This window comes from Burkholderia sp. KCJ3K979 (genome assembly GCF_016759955.1).
Taxonomy (GTDB): domain Bacteria; phylum Pseudomonadota; class Gammaproteobacteria; order Burkholderiales; family Burkholderiaceae; genus Burkholderia; species Burkholderia orbicola.
The window spans coordinates 1-421 of record NZ_JACFYV010000478.1 but is presented as its reverse complement, the minus strand read 5'-3'; the positions used below and the strand labels follow the sequence as shown (position 1 = coordinate 421).

1 protein-coding gene is annotated in these 421 nt (G+C 70.8%); it reads right to left on the bottom strand.

The window, feature by feature from the left end:
- Positions 1 to 3 precede the first annotated feature (3 nt).
- Positions 4 to 421 (bottom strand): response regulator (locus H3O04_RS35720; RefSeq protein WP_202589553.1); only part of this gene is annotated, 418 nt, incomplete at its 5' end.

Genomic DNA, 421 nt, shown 5'->3' with positions numbered 1-421 from the left:
CGCTTACGGCGCGTCCTGAACCTGCCGCGCGACGCGCTGCAGCAGCGCATCGAGGACGGCCATCTCGACGGGCTTCACGAGATGGTCGTCGAAACCCGCGTGCGCGGTGTGTTCGAGGTCGGACGCGCGTGCGTGGCCGGACAGCGCGACGCAGGTCGTGTCGCGCAGCGCGTCGATCGCGCGCAGCTCCTGCAACAGCGTGAAGCCGTCGACGTCCGGCATCGTCAGGTCGAGGAGCATCAACTGCGGCGCGTAGTCGCGAGCGAGCGCGAGCGCTTCGTTCGCGTTGTACGCGACGCGCGGCGCGTGCCCTTTCAGTTGCAGCAGCACCGCGAGCGTATCGGCCGAGTCACGGTTGTCGTCGACGACGACGATGCGCAGCGGCTCGACGGCCGGCTGTCCGGGCGCGGCAGGCGGGGGC